Source organism: Paenibacillus sp. FSL M7-0134, assembly GCF_038007865.1.
Classification (GTDB): domain Bacteria; phylum Bacillota; class Bacilli; order Paenibacillales; family Paenibacillaceae; genus Paenibacillus; species Paenibacillus polymyxa_B.
The window spans coordinates 2,566,364-2,582,656 of record NZ_JBBOXV010000001.1; the positions used below are offsets into that span (position 1 = coordinate 2,566,364).

14 protein-coding genes, 1 tRNA gene and 1 pseudogene are annotated in these 16,293 nt (G+C 46.5%); 12 read left to right on the forward strand and 4 right to left on the reverse strand.

Features of this window, described 5'->3' with window-relative positions; all coding sequences use genetic code 11:
• Positions 1-7 precede the first annotated feature (7 nt).
• Entirely contained in the window at positions 8-742 is a 735-nt protein-coding gene (locus NSQ58_RS11480; RefSeq protein ID WP_341057429.1) for a TraR/DksA C4-type zinc finger protein, read from the reverse strand.
• A gap of 235 nt (positions 743-977) precedes the next feature.
• On the opposite strand from NSQ58_RS11480, the gene lspA reads away from it, so the two are divergent.
• The 11 genes from lspA (at position 978) to NSQ58_RS11535 (ending at position 12,230) form a co-directional block, all read left to right on the forward strand.
• Positions 978-1,469 (forward strand): signal peptidase II, encoded by a 492-nt coding sequence (gene lspA, locus NSQ58_RS11485; protein ID WP_023989430.1) that lies wholly within the window; start codon positions 978-980, stop codon positions 1,467-1,469.
• A 1-nt stretch (position 1,470) separates the two neighbouring features.
• Entirely contained in the window at positions 1,471-2,442 is a 972-nt protein-coding gene (locus tag NSQ58_RS11490; RefSeq protein WP_023989429.1) for an RluA family pseudouridine synthase, read from the forward strand.
• Between the two features lie 504 nt (positions 2,443-2,946).
• The gene (pyrR, locus tag NSQ58_RS11495) at positions 2,947-3,513 is read left to right on the forward strand and encodes a bifunctional pyr operon transcriptional regulator/uracil phosphoribosyltransferase PyrR (protein WP_023989428.1); all 567 of its coding nucleotides are present in this window, start codon (positions 2,947-2,949) and stop codon (positions 3,511-3,513) included.
• The gene (locus tag NSQ58_RS11500; protein ID WP_023989427.1) at positions 3,510-4,424 is read left to right on the forward strand and encodes an aspartate carbamoyltransferase catalytic subunit; all 915 of its coding nucleotides are present in this window, start codon (positions 3,510-3,512) and stop codon (positions 4,422-4,424) included. Before pyrR ends, NSQ58_RS11500 begins: the two co-directional genes overlap by 4 nt.
• A 59-nt stretch (positions 4,425-4,483) precedes the next feature.
• A complete protein-coding gene (locus NSQ58_RS11505; protein WP_341057430.1) occupies positions 4,484-5,806 on the forward strand; it encodes a dihydroorotase in 1,323 nt (440 codons plus the stop codon).
• Between the two features lie 61 nt (positions 5,807-5,867).
• A complete protein-coding gene (carA, locus tag NSQ58_RS11510) occupies positions 5,868-7,004 on the forward strand; it encodes a glutamine-hydrolyzing carbamoyl-phosphate synthase small subunit (RefSeq protein ID WP_075154448.1) in 1,137 nt (378 codons plus the stop codon).
• A gap of 1 nt (position 7,005) precedes the next feature.
• Positions 7,006-10,221 (forward strand): carbamoyl-phosphate synthase large subunit, encoded by a 3,216-nt coding sequence (carB, locus tag NSQ58_RS11515; protein WP_341057432.1) that lies wholly within the window; start codon positions 7,006-7,008, stop codon positions 10,219-10,221.
• A 67-nt stretch (positions 10,222-10,288) separates the two neighbouring features.
• Positions 10,289-11,083: an orotidine-5'-phosphate decarboxylase gene (gene pyrF, locus NSQ58_RS11520; RefSeq protein WP_081327469.1), complete on the forward strand. Its 795-nt coding sequence runs from the start codon at positions 10,289-10,291 to the stop codon at positions 11,081-11,083.
• Positions 11,080-11,721, forward strand: coding sequence for an orotate phosphoribosyltransferase (gene pyrE, locus NSQ58_RS11525; protein ID WP_013311063.1), 642 nt, complete (start codon positions 11,080-11,082; stop codon positions 11,719-11,721). The genes pyrF and pyrE overlap by 4 nt, the downstream gene beginning before the upstream one ends.
• 146 nt (positions 11,722-11,867) lie before the next feature.
• Positions 11,868-12,032: a hypothetical protein gene (locus tag NSQ58_RS11530; RefSeq protein WP_014282411.1), complete on the forward strand. Its 165-nt coding sequence runs from the start codon at positions 11,868-11,870 to the stop codon at positions 12,030-12,032.
• A 124-nt stretch (positions 12,033-12,156) separates the two neighbouring features.
• Positions 12,157-12,230 (forward strand) — tRNA-Ile (locus tag NSQ58_RS11535).
• A 101-nt stretch (positions 12,231-12,331) separates the two neighbouring features.
• Here the strand turns inward: NSQ58_RS11535 and NSQ58_RS11540 are convergent.
• A pseudogene (locus tag NSQ58_RS11540) lies at positions 12,332-12,532 on the reverse strand (uridine kinase); the annotation flags it as partial.
• Positions 12,533-13,284: 752 nt separating this feature from the next.
• On the opposite strand from NSQ58_RS11540, the gene NSQ58_RS11545 reads away from it, so the two are divergent.
• A complete protein-coding gene (locus NSQ58_RS11545) occupies positions 13,285-13,824 on the forward strand; it encodes a GNAT family N-acetyltransferase (protein WP_160790490.1) in 540 nt (179 codons plus the stop codon).
• A gap of 209 nt (positions 13,825-14,033) precedes the next feature.
• Here NSQ58_RS11545 and NSQ58_RS11550 read toward each other — a convergent pair whose 3' ends face one another.
• Together NSQ58_RS11550 and NSQ58_RS11555 are read right to left on the reverse strand one after the other, a co-directional pair.
• Complete coding sequence (locus NSQ58_RS11550) at positions 14,034-14,366, reverse strand: hypothetical protein (RefSeq protein WP_028540495.1); 333 nt, start codon at positions 14,364-14,366, stop codon at positions 14,034-14,036.
• 283 nt (positions 14,367-14,649) lie between these two features.
• The gene (locus NSQ58_RS11555) at positions 14,650-16,146 is read right to left on the reverse strand and encodes a GDSL-type esterase/lipase family protein (protein ID WP_341057435.1); all 1,497 of its coding nucleotides are present in this window, start codon (positions 16,144-16,146) and stop codon (positions 14,650-14,652) included.
• Positions 16,147-16,293: the final 147 nt, after the last annotated feature.

A 16,293-nucleotide genomic window follows, 5' to 3' on the forward strand; every position in this document is an offset into this window, starting at 1 on the left:
TTGAAGTTCATGATTCGTCTTCGTGCGTATCCGGCTCCAGTAGACCTTCGCCCTCGCCATCTTCGATATAACGCTGATAAATGGAGCTGCGAATAACAGATACATTTTGTCCATAAATGTCAGTAGCAATAAAGCTTTCGTATGGCTCTACGAAGCCCATATTATCATCGCCTGCTTCAATTTCCATATCATCATAACTGTGGATTTCTCCACTTTCGGCCATGGCTGGTGTGTTAGAGGTACCCCAATTTTCGACGATCTGCCAGGCATCTTCACCGTCGAAGCCGTTTTGATCATCACGCTCATCCAGACTCGTTCTGCCGAACGAGGGAGCGAGAAATTCTTCCTCTACTGGGCGGCGGTTAGACACTTCTGTTTCGGGACTGTACTCTTTACAGTAAATGGTATAGGGAACAGCCAGTAGGCGCTCATAGGGAATGGGTTTACCGCTGGCGGCACAAATGCCATACGTCCCCTTTTCCATGGCCATCAGAGCTGATTCGATGCGTTCTAATTGGAATTCGTCGTGCTCCAGTAAGGAAATATCCTTGGCTCGCTCGTAGGTTTCAGTAGCCAGATCTCCTGGGTGGTTATCAATAGGAGAAAGCTCGCCGGTTTGATCGCGTTGGGAATCGCCGAGTCCGTAATGGCCGTTGTCCTGCAAACGATGCTCAATTTCTTTTTTGCGTTCCAGCAGTTCGTTACGCAAGCCCTGCAATTGTTGCTCCGTCAATGGGGACATGGAATCCTCTCCTTGTTCTAGGTTTACATGCGCATGCGTTGTGTCGAGTATGCTCCTTGTAGTTTGCACCGGGAAGGCCTCTTTTACATAGGAAATTCTAATCAAATGCAGTGGAGTTCATTTTATAGATGATCTGTACTTGATGCTTGCGGGTTTCGTGGACGATCTGAGAACGCTTATGCTACAATAAATGGGTTCAACAACGGATATAAGCGGATCGGAGTGACGAAGGACTGTGATTTATTTTGGTATTGCGCTAATTATTTTTTTGATTGATCAGGGAGTCAAATATTTGGTGGCTACGCGGATGGAATTGTACGAGCAAATACCAGTCATCGGCAATTTCTTTTTAATCACCTCCCATCGTAATCGTGGAGCCGCTTTTGGGATTTTGGAAGGTCAACGTTGGCTTTTTATCGTGATTACAATTGTAGTGGTGATCGGTATCGTCTGGTACCTGCGAAAAACAGTCAAGGCTGGACAAAAGCTACTTCCTGTTGCGCTAAGTTTGGTGCTGGGGGGAGCAGTCGGTAACTTTTTGGATCGGGCTATTTCAGGTGAAGTGGTTGATTTTGCGCAATTCAATTTTGGAAGCTATACGTTCCCGATTTTTAATGTGGCAGATTCGGCGATTGTCATCGGTGTAGCACTGATTATTTTGGATACATTGCTGGAATCGCGTCGGGAAAAAGGAAATGGCAATGATAGCATTGAAGGGAAGTCATAGCATGAGCGAAGTGAATGAAAACGGCGAAGCCGCAGGTCTGTCTTATGAAGACGAACTGGAGAGTGAATCTCTGGAATGGACAGCGGATTCCGTGGATGCCAAAACACGTATAGACAAATATATCGCCGAAGAAATGAAGGAAGTGTCTCGTTCTCAGATACAGCTGTGGATCGGAAATGGTCGGGTGTTGGTGAACGGTACGGCGATCAAGGCGAACTACAAGCTGGCTGAAGGAGATCGTATTGTATTATCGGTACCGGAGCCAGAAAGTGTAGATATTGTACCGGAAAATATTCCGTTGGATGTCGTTTACGAGGATTCGGACGTTATTGTTATTAACAAGCAACGTGGTCTGGTCGTGCATCCTGCACCGGGACACTCTTCGGGAACATTGGTTAACGCACTGATGTACCACTGCCACGATCTTTCCGGCATCAACGGGGAATTACGTCCTGGTATTGTTCACCGTATTGATAAGGATACATCAGGACTGCTAATGGCGGCTAAAAATGATCAGGCTCACGCATCACTTGCAGCACAGCTTAAGGATCATAGTGTGACTCGAAAATATATAGCCTTAGTTCACGGTCATTTGAGCCACGATCAGGGAACGGTAGATGCTCCGATTGGCCGCGATTCGGGTGATCGCAAATTGTTCACAGTGACGGAACGTAACAGCAAGCATGCAGTCACCCATTTTCTCGTCATTGAACGTTTGGGGGATTATACCCTGCTTGAACTTCAATTGGAAACAGGACGCACACACCAAATTCGTGTTCACATGAAATTTATTGGACACCCATTGGTTGGCGACCCTATGTATGGACGTAGTAAAGGGGTTCGTATGGATGGTCAGGCGCTGCATGCGGCGGTACTGGGTTTTAAGCATCCATCCACTGGAGAGTACATGGAATTCAACAGACCGATCCCTCCTGATATGGAGGATGTGTTAGCATCCTTGCGTAGTCGCTAAAACAATGACAATTTGCATTCCTATTCACAAACCTGAATAAATTATTAAGTTAAACCGCCTAAATGGCGGTTTTTTTATTGTGGGATAAGGTATGGGTAAAAACAACTATGGATAATTATACAATGAAGTTGTATAATTATTAGAGTGCTTCCGGTGGTTCCGGTTGAACGGGTGTTGACACACGATTTTCAATCTGTCATACTTCTTGTAGTTGCGATGAACTTTGTCCAAGAGATGGCTAACCATCTCACACTATGAGAAGCAGGACAAAGGAAATCCTGAATAGCACCTTTAAATCAGTCCCGTGAGGCTGGCAAGGTAACGTGAATGGATCACTGATCAGTGCATCCGCTGCGGCGGTATGTCTTCAGTGTGTCCGAGAGATCGGAGAACAGTAGAAGACTGTTCACACGAGACTCCTTGCCAAACTTGGGCAAGGAGTCTTTTTTGTATCCGAACACGGGACCAGGTCTGAAGGGAACATCACCTGAGGAGGCTGGAAGCATGAGTCATGAAACACATGTACTGATGGATGAAATTGCGATTCGTCGGGCATTGACACGGATTGCACATGAAATTTTGGAGAAAAACAAAGGTATTGACGATTGTGTGCTAGTAGGTATTCGAACACGCGGAGTTCATTTGGCGCAACGTCTGGCTGAAAAAATTGCTGAGATTGAAGGCGCACCAATTCCATGGGGAGAGCTGGATGTTACAGCCTACCGGGATGACCGGAGCAGCGTAGCCGAAGCTAAAGGAAATGGAAAAGAGCTTTTGATGAATCCTGCTGACGTATCGGTTCATGATAAGAAAGTCATTCTCTTTGACGATGTGCTGTATACAGGCCGCACCATCCGCGCGGCGATGGATGCATTGATGCACTGCGGACGACCGCAAATGATTCAGCTGGCAGTGCTAGCGGATCGCGGACACCGTGAGCTTCCGATTCGTCCGGATTACATCGGCAAGAACATCCCGACCTCCAAATCTGAGGAAATCGTAGTAGCCCTTCAAGAGACGGACGGTAAGGACGAAGTGACAATCATTCAGAACCGGGGGGAACAGCTATGATCACAACAGCCAGTCAACTTAAAGAACGTAGCCTGCTCGGGTTAAAGGAACTTAGCCGAAATGAAATCGAGTCCATTCTGGATCGCGCTCATTATTGGGAGTCTCAACCAGAAAAACTGGTTCCAGTACTGCAATCACGCTTTGCGGCCAACATGTTTTTTGAAAACAGCACTCGCACCCGCTTTTCTTTTGAAATGGCAGAGAAGCGGCTGGGCGCTCAGGTTTTGAACTTTTCCGCTGCGGCTTCCAGTGTGGAAAAAGGGGAGTCCATTTACGATACAGTACGTACGCTCGAATCCATGGGCATTGATGCAGGAGTCATTCGGTTAAAGCCAGCCGGTGTGCTGCAAGAGCTCGCCGAGAAGGTCAGTGTCCCACTGGTTAATGCGGGGGACGGCAACAATGAGCATCCAACGCAGGCTCTGCTGGACCTGTACACCATGCGCAAAACTTTCGGTGAGCTTAAAGGCTTGAGAGTATCCATCATAGGAGACATTCTGCACAGCCGTGTCGCTCGCTCGAATCTGTGGGCCTTGCAAAAATTCGGAGCCAAGGTTAGCTTCTGCGCTCCTGATAATATGCAAGCACCTGATCTTGCGGCGTACGCGCCTTATGTTCCGATGCAAGAGGCACTACAGGCGGACGTGGTCATGATGCTTCGGGTACAGCTGGAACGGCATGCTGAAGGGATGTTGCGCTCAGCGGATGAGTACCGAGAGCAGTACGGTTTGACAGAAAAAAGAGCAGCGAACCTGAAGCCCGGAACGATTATCATGCATCCAGCTCCAGTGAATCGGAATGTGGAAATTGATAGTGCAGTTGTGGAAAGCGAACAATCGCGAATTTTTCCGCAAATGGCAAACGGAGTTCCGATCCGCATGGCGGTTATGGAACGGGCAATGAAGCTGTAGAAGCTGTCAATTGGATCGTAGGAAAAAGTTGCAGAAAACTGAGCGGAGGAATATTTCAGATGAAACAATTAATAATGAATGCAAGCGTATTGAACGAGCAGGGCGAGGCTGAATTGAAATCCATCCTAATCGCCGACGGAAAAATTTTGGCTATCGCAAATGCAGATGCTGGAGTCAGCCTACTTATAGAAGAAGGGGCATCTGAGCAGGAGCGCGAAGTTGAAAAAATCGACGCCCTGGGAAAACTGGTCATTCCCGGTTTAATCGACATGCATGTGCATCTGAGAGAACCTGGCTTTGAATATAAAGAAACGATTGAAACGGGCAGCCGTGCGGCGGTGAAAGGCGGATTTACGACGATTGCCTGCATGCCAAACACACGTCCAGTGACTGACAATGTGGACACAGTCCAGCTGGTATTGAAAAAGGGACAGGAAGCCGGGCTTGCCAAGGTTCTTCCTTACGCAGCCATTACGAAAAACGAACTGGGGCGTGAGCTGACAGATTTTGAAGCGCTCAAAGCAGCGGGTGCAATCGGCTTTACTGACGATGGTGTCGGGGTGCAAAGCGCGCAAATGATGAAGGATGCCATGGCGCGGGCCAAAGCACTGGATATGCCGGTTATTGCACACTGTGAAGATAACACGCTTGTTGAAGGAGCGGCGGTGACGGACGGAGAATTTGCCAAGCGCCACGGACTTAAAGGCATTCCGAACGAATCCGAAGCCATTCACGTCGGACGAGACATTTTACTATCCGAGGCAACCGGGGCACACTATCATGTATGCCATGTCAGCACGGAGCAGTCAGTGCGGTTAATCCGCCACGCGAAATCTTTTGGCATCAAGGTAACGGCTGAGGTATGCCCACACCACTTGGTATTGTCAGATGAGGACATCCCTGGGCTGGATGCGAACTGGAAAATGAATCCTCCGCTCCGCTCCCCACGTGATGTGCAGGCATGCATCGAGGGACTGGAAGACGGTACGATTGACATCGTCGTAACCGACCATGCAGCGCACAGTGAGGAAGAGAAGGCAAGAGGTATGGAGCTGGCGCCATTCGGAATCGTTGGATTCGAGACGGCCTTCCCGCTGTTGTACACAAAATTCGTAGCTACCGGACAGTGGACGCTGGACTTTCTAGTGCGTCGTATGACTGCTGATCCAGCGCGTGTCTTCCGCCTTGATACGGGACGCCTGGAAGAAGGGGCTCCAGCTGACCTGACCATGATTGATCTGGAGCAGGAGCAGGCAGTTGATCCGCAAACGTTTGCCAGCAAAGGACGCAACACTCCTTTTACAGGCTGGAAGCTCAAAGGCTGGCCCGTGAAAACTTGGGTAGACGGCAAACTGGTATGGTCTGCTGACGAAGCAAAATAAATAGAAACCACTAAATAAATAGAACCTAATAGCAGGAAACAATATAGAGGAGTGAGACGGGATGCAGGCAAGATTGTTACTTCAGGACGGCACGCTGTTTACAGGCACATCATTTGGTGCGGAAGGTGAAAAAACAGGCGAGGTCGTTTTCAACACAGGGATTACAGGCTATCAAGAGGTGCTGACTGATCCCTCTTATTGCGGACAAATCGTAACGATGACTTACCCGCTGATTGGCAATTACGGAATTACTCGGGATGACTTTGAATCGGTACGGCCTTATGTCCATGGCTTTGCTGTTCGACATTACGAGCCGGCGCCAAGTAACTGGCGTGCTCAATACAGCGTGGGCGATTTGCTGAAGGAATATGGCATCATTGGCATTAGCGACATCGACACCCGCATGCTTACCCGGATTATTCGCCATCACGGCACGATGAAGGGCATTTTGACGACTGGTTCCCAGCCGCTGGAAGAACTGAAAGAAATGATGTCTGACCTCACCATTGAAGAATTGCGTAATCAGGTTCCTATGACTTCCACACCTCATCCGTACAGCAGTCCTGGCAACGGAGAGCGGATCGTACTGATTGACTACGGTGCAAAAAGCGGCATTTTGCGCGAACTGAATAAACGGGACTGCGATGTGGTTGTCGTTCCACATGATACGACGGCTGAGGAAATTCGCCGTTTGGACCCGGACGGTATCCAGCTGTCTAACGGCCCTGGAGATCCAAAAGACGTACCCCATGCCGTTCGTACGGTAGCTGAACTGTTAGGGGAATACCCGATTTTCGGAATTTGCTTGGGACACCAGTTGTTCGCTTTAGCTTCGGGAGCGGATACGGAGAAGCTGAAATTCGGACATCGCGGTGGTAACCACCCGGTGAAAGAACTGGAGAGCGGACGTTGCTTTATCACATCACAAAATCACGGCTACACGGTGAATGAGAATTCGATCCAAGGAACTGAGCTTGAAGTGACGCATATTAATAACAACGATAAAACGATTGAAGGTCTTAAACATACCAAGTATCCCGCGTTTTCGGTTCAATATCATCCAGAGGCTGCGCCAGGACCTTACGACAATGGCTACCTGTTTGACCGTTTTCTGGACATGATCCGTGAGCACAAAAGAAATCATCCAAAGCAACCGCGTCAGGCTGCTATCGCCGCCGCAGTGAGAGGAGAGCGCTAATATGCCGAAAAATACAGAACTTAAAAAAATACTTGTGATCGGTTCCGGTCCTATCGTCATTGGTCAGGCAGCAGAATTTGATTACGCTGGTACACAAGCTTGTCAAGCGCTCAAAGAAGAAGGCGTCGAGGTAGTACTGATCAACAGTAATCCGGCAACCATCATGACAGACACCAACATGGCAGACAAAGTATACATCGAGCCGATCACACTTGATTTTGTAACACAGATTATCCGTCAAGAGCGTCCAGATGGTCTGCTTCCTACGCTGGGAGGACAGACAGGTCTGAATATGGCAGTGGAACTGGCTCGCGCCGGAGTGCTGGAGCGTGAAAACGTCAAGCTGCTGGGAACTCAACTGAATTCGATAGAACAAGCCGAAGATCGTGATCTGTTCCGTGATTTGATGCGAGAGTTGGAACAGCCTGTACCGGAGAGTGTAATTGTAACAACCTTAGAGGAATCGTTAGAATTTGCTAACGAAATCGGTTATCCAATTATCGTTCGCCCTGCTTATACGCTAGGGGGAACAGGCGGTGGTATCTGCTCTACAGAAGAAGAACTGCGTGAAACCGTCAGCTCTGGCTTGAGATACAGTCCAATCGGACAATGTTTGGTGGAAAAAAGTATCGCAGGTATGAAGGAAGTCGAGTATGAGGTCATGCGTGACGGCAATGATAACTGCATCGTTGTTTGTAATATGGAGAACTTTGATCCAGTCGGCGTGCATACTGGTGACAGTATCGTCGTAGCTCCGAGTCAGACGCTGTCAGATCGCGAATACCAGATGCTGCGCTCCGCTTCTCTGAAAATTATCCGCGCCCTCAATATCGAAGGCGGCTGCAATGTACAGTTTGCGCTTGATCCGTACAGCTATCAATACTATGTAATTGAAGTAAATCCGCGCGTAAGCCGCTCCTCGGCACTGGCTTCCAAGGCAACTGGATATCCGATTGCTAAAATGGCTGCCAAAATTGCACTGGGCTACACGTTGGATGAAATTGTGAATCCGGTAACGGGACAAACGTATGCTTGCTTTGAGCCAACACTGGATTACATCGTGAGCAAAATACCACGCTGGCCATTTGACAAATTCATTTCTGCCAACCGCAAGCTGGGCACGCAAATGAAAGCAACGGGTGAAGTCATGGCCATCGGACGCACATTCGAAGAGTCCATCCATAAAGCGGTACGGTCGTTGGAAATCGGTGTAAACCGTCTGCATCTTAAGGGAGCCGAACAGCTGTCTGATGACGTGCTCAAGGATCGCCTGATTAAAGCAGATGATGAGCGTTTGTTCTTGGTAGCCGAGGCGTTCCGTCGCGGCTGGCAGCAGCAGGAGATTCAAGATTTGACGAAAATTGACTGGTGGTTCCTCGATAAGGTAGAGGGAATCGTCAAGTTCGAAGCCATCATCGCTGGAGAGTCTGAGCTGACCTACGAAACACTCTATCAGGCCAAACGTAAAGGTTTTACCGACCGCTCTATCGCCGAGATTCGCAGTATGGGCCAAAACGACAGTATGACAACCGAGCGTGAGGTACGTGAATTCCGTCTAGCTCAAAACCTGCGTCCGGTCTACAAAATGGTAGATACGTGCGCAGCCGAGTTTGAAGCCACAACTCCGTACTACTACTCCTCTTACGAGGTGGAAAATGAAGTTATTCCATCTAACAAAGAGAAAGTTATCGTACTCGGCTCCGGACCGATTCGGATCGGGCAAGGGATTGAATTTGATTACTCCACCGTACATGCGGTATGGGCTATTCAAAAAGCAGGCTACGAAGCAGTTATTATCAATAACAACCCGGAGACGGTATCTACGGACTTTAACACATCCGATCGCCTCTACTTTGAACCGCTCTTCTTCGAAGATGTAATGAATGTCATCGAGCAGGAAAAACCGATTGGGGTTATCGTCCAGTTCGGTGGTCAAACGGCCATTAATCTCGCAGCTCCGCTGAGTGCGGCAGGCGTGAATATTTTGGGTACGAGTCTGGAAAGTATCGATGAAGCGGAAGACCGGAAAAAGTTCGAGCAACTTTTGTCTCGTCTGGCTATCGCACAGCCTAAAGGCAACACGGTCACATCGGTAGATGAAGCAGTAGGAACCGCACAGGCGCTAGGCTATCCGGTCCTGGTACGTCCATCCTACGTTCTGGGCGGGCGCGCTATGGAAATCGTGTACTCAGATACGGAATTGCTGCGGTACATGGAAGAAGCGGTTAAAATCAATCCAGAGCATCCGGTGCTCATCGACCGTTATATGCTGGGTAAAGAAGTTGAGGTCGACGCCATCTGCGACGGCGAGACAGTATTGGTACCAGGCATTATGGAGCATGTAGAACGGGCCGGGGTTCACTCAGGTGACTCGATCGCGGTGTATCCACCACAGCACTTGTCTGCCGAGCTGAAACAAAAAATTGTGGAAATTACAATCAGTATCGCCAAAGAATTAAAAACGATCGGTCTGGTAAATATCCAGTTTGTCATTCATCAAGACCAGGTGTACGTGATCGAGGTTAATCCTCGCTCCTCGCGGACGGTTCCTTTCTTGAGTAAAGTCACAAATATCCCGATGGCGAATCTGGCTACACAGGCTATTTTGGGCGGTAAGCTTAAAGATGCAGGTTATTCAGAAGGCCTTTGGCCTGAAAGTAATTATGTCTCGGTTAAGGTTCCGGTATTCTCCTTTGCCAAACTGCGCCGTGTAGAGCCGACGCTGGGCCCAGAAATGAAATCGACAGGTGAAGTCATGGGACGCGATATTCAGTATGCCAAAGCACTGTACAAAGGACTTGTGGGGGCTGGCATGAAAATTCCATCTACTGGAGCAATCATCATTACAGTGGCAGATAAGGACAAAGAAGAAGCTGTCGAGTTGATGCAGGGCTTTTACAGACTGGGCTATAAAATTATTGCAACAGGTGGAACGGCGGCTGCTATGAAGCAGGCCAATATTCCGGTGAACACGATCAACAAGCTGAGCGAAGGTAACCCGAACATCCTGGATATGATCCGTACGGGTGAAGCCAACTTTGTCTTCAATACGCTGACCAAAGGCAAAACGCCAGAGCGTGATGGATTCCGTATCCGCCGTGAAGCGGTTGAGAATGGCATCGTCTGCATGACCTCACTGGATACAGTACGCGCTTTGCTAAGAATGCTGGAAACGATCAATTTCACATCCGAATCCATGCCGGTCCTAAGCAACTAATGCGTTACGAATAGATGTGAGGAAATAAGTAGCACAGGGAAGGACATTCATCAGCTTCGGCTGACGGATGTCCTTTATCACGGGCAAATGTACCCGAATTGACGTGAAAAGGGGATGTAGAACGGTGAATGGAGCATTTCAGCAGATGGCAGGACGGCTGATGGTTGCATTAGATTATCCCAATGCACAACAGGCTGAGCAGTTAATTCGGCAGCTAGAGGGAATTCCCTGTTATATAAAAGTAGGTATGCAACTGTTTTATAATGCAGGGCCAGCTTTTGTAGAACAGCTAAAGTCCAGAGGATACTCCGTATTTCTGGATTTGAAAATGCATGATATCCCTAACACGGTGCGGGGAGGGGCAGAGAGCATTACCCGCCTAGGTGTGGATATGTTCAACGTACATGCTGCTGGAGGCGTTAATATGATGTCAGCCGCTAAAGCTGGTGCAGAAGCAGCTATTTCCACAGACAGTTCGCTTTCCATGCCGCTCATTATTGCAGTCACACAGCTGACCAGCACGGATCAGACGACCATGAATAAGGAGTTAGGTATTCCTGGTACGGTACAGGATGCAGTAGTTCGTTACGCACAACTGACCCGTGAGGCGGGACTGGATGGTGTGGTAGCTTCACCTTTGGAAGTGCCTGCCATTCGTGCTGTATGTGGATCAGACTTTAAGACGATAACTCCTGGCATACGCCCGGCAGGTAGTGCTGCAGGCGATCAGTCGCGTGTGCTTACACCTGGGCAAGCCATTGCCCAAGGCAGCAGCTACATTGTTGTTGGACGTCCTATCACCGCAGCAGCAGACCCACGTGCCGCAGCGGAACACATTATTGAGGAGATGATACAAGTATGACCACATTCAATAGTATCCCCGAGCAAATCGCATCCCATCTGTTACGTATTCAGGCGGTGGCATTGCGCCCGCAACAGCCTTTTACATGGACATCCGGCATTAAATCGCCAATCTACTGTGACAATCGTCTGACCATGTCCTACCCGGAGGTACGCGAGCTGATCGCAGACTCATTTGCTGCCCTCATTCGTGAGCAATATCCCGAAACCGAAGTCATTGCAGGGACAGCTACAGCAGGGATTCCTCATGCGGCCTGGGTGGCGCAAAAGCTAAATCTGCCAATGGCCTATGTGAGGGACAAAGCCAAAGGACATGGGAAAGAGAACCAAATTGAAGGCCGCATCAGCGCAGGACAAAAGGTTATGGTCATCGAGGATCTCATTTCTACAGGAGGCAGCTCCATTAAAGCAGCACAGGCCGTAGCACAAGCAGGCGCTCAGCCGTTAGCGGTACTAGCTATTTTCAGCTACCAGCTAGACAAAGCGACTCAAGCCTTTGAAGAAGCAGGTGTGGAGCTGCAAAGCCTGTCCAATTATACAGCCCTGATGAACGTTGCCTTGCGTGAAGGAACTATTCAGGAAGAAGAGATGGAACTGCTGCGTTCCTGGCGTCAGGATCCGGCTTCCTTTGGCAAATAAGATGAGCTATAGGGGCCAACAGAGCTAATGATTAGAGCGATTCGCACTCGTGCTAACCATTGTAGATTGTTATGGCTCAGGCCGTGTAAATCGAATTCGATCCGGTTACACTAACTCCTACCATCATGTGAAAAGAGGGAGTTCGGATGTATTGGATTTACTATGGCAGACTGTACACGACTAAATTTCAGGCAGGATGTCTGGCAAAAAGGTTGGAGCACGACGGCTGGATGTATGGCTACAATGATCCCCGCGCAGTGGAGGTGTACCGCTCGCGCAAAGGTCGTTATGGTGTCCGATTTATTCCGTAAGTCCACGAGAATAATTTTTAAAAAGAAAATTTTCGAAAGGCTATTGACGAAACACAAGAAAATGTTGTATATTAATTAACGTTGCTGTTATGAATATGTGACGTGAATATACATATTTTTTTGAGGGCCCTTAGCTCAGTTGGTTAGAGCGGTCGGCTCATAACCGATTGGTCGGGGGTTCGAGTCCCTCAGGGCCCATTTCCTCAAAAACCCTTGCGTAGCAAGGGTTTTTTGTTGTTTATAGAGGGTGAGAAAATGGAGGAAAGTAGCCCCTTTATGAGGGAGCGATTATAATCCTTCCCACGAGTACAGTCTCCGTCTCTTTCAAGACCTCTTGAAAGCCTAATTTTTCGTGGACAATCAACCCAAACTTTGAAGTCATATTTGTCTTCTAGTTCCTTTCGGATGGAATATACTCCTTCGATTATGACAATGCCGCCAGCAGGAACAGTATGCCATTCCGATAACTTATCGGTTTCCCAGTCATACCTTTGATAACGGACAGCTTTCAGAAATCATTTTGCGATCGTTATATCGTCTTTTCGATGCCTGATTTGACTATATTGTGTGGACGGAAGGGTCTACATTTCGGGTAGAATGACGGGGTAGGGACCAGAAGGTTATTATGCCTACAGGAGATGGGAAGCGCTACTTTAGAAAATATTAGGGACTAGTGAGTTTTACTTTTAGATCTAAAAGAGGACTCCACTGACTGAAAGCTGGTGTGAGTCCCAGTGTATTTCCTTAGATGACTTTAAACGTGAGCATTTCAATAGAGATGTTTAACTAAGGCAGCTGTCCTGCTCCGAGGTACTTATTCTTTGAAGTATTCCATGAATACGTCGCTATAGCTAAATTCCATCCTCCCTCAGGTCTGTACTTTTTCCAATATTGTTTAACGGTTCCCTTTATATCAACTTGTACACCCTGATCGCCCATAATGGAAAGTTTATTAAATAATGTACCGTTTTTATATTGATAAGCATAAAACAGTGTATTTGATGGTCCATATTCAAACGTTATTGCTATGTGCTTTTCTTTTTTGGATACTTGATAAATCTGAATAGTAGGCTGTTCAAAAAATTCATCACTAATTATATTTGTGTTAATTAATACAACAGCCCCTTTAGAATTAACAAGAAAAAAATCACCCGCTTCAGTAAGTAGGAAGTATTCTTTCGCAATTCACGTACAGTTGTCACACTTAAATGTAGAAGAGTGCTAAAGTAGGTAAAAGGATGGGAGTGGTATTTTGAAAATAGATCAAGTTTTTGAACATGACATAAGTCAAGAGTTAGCAGCCAGTATACAAGCATTATTAATCGACAGTTTTTCAGAAATCTACCCTACGGATAGAATTTATTTCAAGCAACTTCCACATTTTAGACTTCTAGCTTTTAACCATGATTATCAACTTATAGGGCATGTTGGATTAGATTATAGGATAATGAATCTAAACGGAGAAACCATAAGAGTACTGGGTTTAATTGATTTGTGTGTTTCAAAAAATGTTCGATCACAGGGAATAGCTTCAGCACTGCTTTTAGAAATTGAAAAGTTATCCGTTACACGAAATATTGATTTTATACTTTTATTTGCTGATAATATGAACTTGTATTTAAGAAATGGATATAAGCCTGTAAAGAACAAAATTAAATGGTTAAAAATTGATAATGAAAAAATTATTACAAATGGAATAGGCTTTGAGAAAATTGATGGAATAATGATTAAAGAAGTAGGAAAGATGGATTGGAGTGAGGGAGACTTAGATTTTTTGGGGTATCTTTATTGATCTCACGAAAGTTTAGAAAAGAGGAAGTTCGAGCATTTGGCACTCAATTTGAGGAGCATTTAAATAAAACTTCACAAGAGTCGGTTAATAGAGTTCAATGAAAACTAATAAAGGGTTCCGCTGATAAAAAAGCTAATATGAGTTCTTTTCGTCTCATAAAAATAGCACTGCCCGAATAAACGGACAGTGCTATTTATACTGCTTTTATCTTAGGATACCTTAACAGTGTACACCATTCTCAATTTACCGTTACCGCCGTAAATCTCAACTCTTGCAGTCGTTGCAGTACTAGTTGTTACCACCCCGGAAGCGGAGACGGTGACATTTCCGCTCGCCACTTTATAAGTATCCCCTGGGTAATTTGACAACGCATAGGAATAATTACGTGGCAACGTAGCCGTTCTGTAGTATACTCCGTTAACTTCTACGACAGGCGTAATTACCGGAGAAGGGCCTACAGATGCGGACGCGCTAGGGACGATAATACTCCCAATAAGTCCCAGAGACATAGCTGTTGATAATAATATTTTCTTAGTTTTCATAAAAAAATCCTCCTTATGTATGATCTGAGCTCCTAAAATATACCATGTAAAGTTATGGATTTCACTTAATTCGACAAATGTTGTCAAAATAATACAACAAAACGATTCTAAAGTCCTATAAAATACAAAAGAATTAAAATATAACAATTTAAGTTTTTTATTTACCATACTTTTGAACTATTCTTCATAGCTGTATAGTCTTTGATCACACGAAATAAAAAACGGACGTCAGAGTGATTAGCTCCAAGTCCGTTTTGTGTTTGTATCTATTTAGTTCTTGATATCAGTTGACAAGTTGGTGTGCAAGCCTCTCATCGCTGTCTAGATTCCTTTCTACCATACGTTGTTTTAATGCAGACAGTTCCGCACACTGTCGAATTGCTTCCGCTACAAGCTGGGCGACCTGCTTTGCTCCTTCGTCAGAAAAATGGGTATTATCCGTTACACCAGCGGGGTAATTAGGATGCGCTTTTTCAGGCAAATGCATAAATAGCTGCTGTGACTCTTTTTCACCCATTGAACGATATAGCTGCTGAGAAGCTTTAAAAATATCGAGCAGGGGTGTTTTGGTTTCCGCGGCTACTTGTCTCATGGCAGCAGGATAGGCTCCTACAGCCAGCGGATCAGGTTCACCGTCTGCGGTGAATCGGCGGCGGCTTACAGAGGTCAATAGCACTGGAATTCCACCACGCTCCCGAGCGGACTGAATGTATTGAATTAAGTTTTGACGATACTCTCCATCAGGATCGGTATAGCGAGTGGGGTCTTCTTTTTTCTCATCGTTGTGTCCAAATTGAATAAACAGATAATCTCCAGCTTGAATATCTTTTTCAATATCAGCTAACCGGCCTTCTGCTAAAAAAGATTTGGTGCTTCGTCCATTGACGGCACGATTGTCCACATGAACAGACGGTGCCAAGTAGCTTTGCAAGTGTTCGGCCCAGCCTGTCATCGGTTTTTCGGTAGCCCCTTTTTGAGCTGCAGTGGAGTCCCCAGCGATAAACAGTCGAGTTGTCATCTGTTGCCTTGCCTGAGCATATCCATGTTTTTGAAGCCAAGTTTCCGCCAGATTAAGCCATTGATGGCATTCATGGTTGTCCTCTGACAGTCCCAAGCCGTGTCGCCCTTCCTCAAATACATGCAGTTCAAACGGAATACGTTCTCTGGATAATGAATAAGCGAACAACAGGCTATTTTCTACCGGTACAGCGCCATCATTGGCTGTAGTCCACATCAAAGTTGGAGGTGTCTGTGAAGTTACTTGCCGATCGGATGAAAAGGCTTGAAGCTGCTCCAGCGTCGGCTGTTCCCCTAAAAAATGTGTACGGCTTCCGATATGTGTATAAGGCTCATGAAATGAAATTACAGGGTATCCCAACAACAGAAGATCGGGCTTTACCGTCCCTATAGTGGAGACAATGGAGGCCAAGTGACCGCCTGCTGAAAAACCGATGAGCCCCACTTGATCAGGGATGACTAGCCAATCATGCGGTGTTTGGCGAATCCATTGCAGAGCATGTTCTACATCCTTCAACAAGGAAATAATCTCGAAATCGCCGACTTGATACTCCAGCACACCCGCATGAATACCTAGATCATTCAACCACCGAGCTATAGGCTCTCCTTCATGTGAGGCCAAATGCTCGTATCCACCGCCAGGTAATACCAATATAAAAGGACGAGCTTCATGAGCTGCTACGGGATAGAGGGAGAGAAAGGAAGTGTCTGACGGAAATTCTTCTTTTATAATCGGTTCTTTAGGACTAATAACATGTAACATAAATAACTCCTCCACATTTCTTTTTAACTGCCGCAAACCAAACAAAATCGACTTAAATTGGAATGATACGGATGTAAAAAATAATGCACACGTGAAAAAAATGATTTAAACCTTGTTATGAAAGCGCTATAATTTTGTTGTGATGCA